This is a genomic window from Mesorhizobium sp. M7A.F.Ca.US.005.03.2.1 (assembly GCF_003997795.1).
Lineage (GTDB): Bacteria > Pseudomonadota > Alphaproteobacteria > Rhizobiales > Rhizobiaceae > Mesorhizobium > Mesorhizobium ciceri.
In genome coordinates this window covers 1-2,522 of record NZ_RZRP01000886.1, presented here as the reverse complement: position 1 = coordinate 2,522, position 2,522 = coordinate 1, and the positions used below count along the sequence as shown (strand labels likewise).

The window sequence follows — 2,522 nt, the reverse complement described above, 5'->3', positions numbered from 1 at the left end:
CGGGTCATCACCACCGAGGTGTAGCCCGAGCCGGTGCCGATCTCGAGCACGCGGTTGCCCTGCTCGATGGTGAGTGCGGCGATCACCGCCGCCTGCATGTCGGCGCCTTCGATCGCCTCGCCGCATTCGATCGGCAGCATGCGGTCCGACCAGGCGATCTGATGGAACTGGGCCGCCAGGAAGCCGCGCCGCGGCGTCGCCTCGAAGGCCGCGATCAGCGCCTTCGGCACAGTCCCCCGGCCGCGCAGACGCAGCAGAAAGGCGGCAAAACCTTCGCGGTCGTCGATCGGGAGGCCCTGGTTCATGCGAGCGCCTTGCTCAGTTGGTCACGGATTTCATGGGCGGTAAGGTCGAGCTGCAGCGGCGTCACCGACACCAGCCGGTTGCGCAAGGCGTAGAGGTCGGTGCCTTGCTTGCCTTCGACCGGCTCGCGGCCGAAACGCAGCCAGTAGTAAGGCAGGCCGCGCCCGTCACGGCGCTCGTCGACCCACAGGGAGTGCACGAGCTTGCCCTGCGAGGTGACCACCGTGCCTGCGACTTCCTCGGGCGTGCAGTTGGGAAAATTGACGTTGAGCAGCACGCCGTCCGGCAATGGCGTCGCGACAAGTTTCTTCAGCAGCGCCGGCGCCAGCGCCTCCGTCGTCTCGTAGGGCACGACGCGATCTTCGCCGACATAGCTGTACCCCTGGCTGAGCGCGATCGAGCGAATGCCGAGCAGCGCGCCCTCCATGGCGCCGGCGACGGTGCCGGAATAGGTGACATCGTCGGCGATGTTGGCGCCCGAATTGATGCCGGACAGGATCAGGTCGGGTGCGCCAGGCAGGATCTTCTTGACGCCCATGATGACGCAATCGGTCGGCGTGCCGCGCACGGCAAAATGCTTCTCGCCAATCTTGCGCAGCCGCAGCGGCTCCGAGATCGACAGCGAATGCGCATAGCCGGACTGGTCCTGCTCGGGCGCCACCACCCAGACATCGTCGGACAGCGTACGTGCGACGCGTTCGAGCGACGCCAGGCCCTCGGCATGAATGCCGTCGTCATTGGTCAGGAGGATACGCATTATTTCGCTTCGATCTTTTCCAGACCGCCCATGTAAGGCCGCAGCACTTCAGGAATGGTTACGCTGCCATCCTCGTTCTGGTAGTTTTCGATGACGGCGATGAGCGCGCGGCCGACGGCTGTGCCCGAGCCGTTGAGCGTGTGGACGAAGCGGTTGCCCTTGCCGTCCTTGTCCTTGTAGCGGGCGTCCATGCGGCGTGCCTGGAAATCGCCGCACACCGAGCAGGACGAGATTTCGCGATAGGCGTTCTGGCCGGGCAGCCAGACCTCGATGTCATAGGTCTTGCGTGCGCCAAAACCCATGTCGCCGGTGCACAGCGTCATGGTGCGGAACGGCAGGCCGAGCCGTTTCAGCACTTCCTCGGCGCATTGCGTCATCCGCTCATGCTCGGCAAGTGACGATTCCTGATCGGTGATCGACACCAGCTCGACCTTGTAGAACTGATGCTGGCGCAGCATGCCGCGCGTGTCGCGCCCGGCCGAACCCGCTTCCGAACGGAAGCACGGCGTCAGCGCGGTGTAGCGCAGCGGCAGTTTTTCATGCGCGGTGATCTCTTCCCGCACCAGGTTGGTGAGCGGGACTTCGGCGGTGGGGATCAGGCCAAGCCTGCCCTCCCCGTGCGGCGTGAAGAACAGATCTTCCTCGAACTTCGGCAATTGGTTGGTGCCGAACAAAACATTATCCTTGACCATCAACGGCGGGATCACTTCTTCGTAGCCGTGTTCGGTCGTATGCAGGTCCAGCATGAACTGGCCGAGCGCGCGCTCCATCCGCGCCAGTCCGCTTTTCAGCACCGTAAAGCGCGAGCCCGACAGCTTTGCCGCGCGCTCGAAATCCATCATGCCGAGCGCTTCGCCGATCTCAAAGTGCTCCTTCACCCAGTTCGGCCGCGTCGGTACCTTGCCGACGATGTGCTTGACGACATTGTCGTGCTCGTCCTTGCCGACAGGCACGTCGTCGAACGGTACGTTGGGCAGCACCGCCAGCGCATCGTTCAGCGCCTTGTCGAGCTCGCGTTCGCGCGCCTCGCCGTTCTGGATGAAGACCTTGATCTCGCCGACTTCGGCTTTCAGCGTCTCGGCCAGGGCGGCATCGCCCGAACGCATGGCGTTGCCGATCTCCTTCGACGCGGCATTGCGGCGCTCCTGCTTGGTCTGTAGCTCGGTAACGTGTTCGCGCCGCGCCTCGTCCGAGGCGATCAGCCCGCCGACCGTGGACTGCGCCTCGTCAGCCGACCACGAGCGCTTCACCAGCGCCTCGACAAGGGCCTTCGGGTTGTCGCGAATCCATTTGATGTCAAGCATGGTTTGAACGCTCCGGGGTAGCATGTCGCCCAAAGTGCGCAGCGGTTTGGGACAACGACATGCTTCAAACAAAAGTGAAACGCATCGCTTTCAGTGCGATGCGTTTCAGCCAGAGGGCGTAAACCGCATCCTCGATCGATGCAAGATGGGGCATGGGG

At 63.8% G+C, this 2,522-nt stretch carries 2 protein-coding genes and 1 pseudogene; all 3 read right to left on the bottom strand.

The window, feature by feature from the left end; all coding sequences use genetic code 11:
• A pseudogene (gene pcm / locus EN991_RS31985) lies at positions 1-305 on the bottom strand (protein-L-isoaspartate O-methyltransferase); the annotation flags it as partial.
• The gene (gene surE / locus EN991_RS31980) at positions 302-1,060 is read right to left on the bottom strand and encodes a 5'/3'-nucleotidase SurE (RefSeq protein ID WP_024503850.1); all 759 of its coding nucleotides are present in this window, start codon (positions 1,058-1,060) and stop codon (positions 302-304) included. The gene surE and the pseudogene pcm, both read right to left, overlap by 4 nt.
• Positions 1,060-2,364 carry a serine--tRNA ligase gene (gene serS, locus EN991_RS31975; RefSeq protein WP_127367245.1) on the bottom strand — a complete coding sequence of 435 codons (1,305 nt, stop codon included), beginning with the start codon at positions 2,362-2,364 and terminating at the stop codon, positions 1,060-1,062. The genes surE and serS overlap by 1 nt, the downstream gene beginning before the upstream one ends.
• Positions 2,365-2,522 lie beyond the last annotated feature (158 nt).

Excerpts from the sequence above, each read along its gene's own strand:
- serS (WP_127367245.1), bottom strand. The coding sequence starts at position 2,364 with ATGCTTGACATCAAATGGATTCGCGACAACCCGAAGGCCCTTGTCGAG.
- surE (WP_024503850.1), bottom strand. The coding sequence starts at position 1,060 with ATGCGTATCCTCCTGACCAATGACGACGGCATTCATGCCGAGGGCCTG.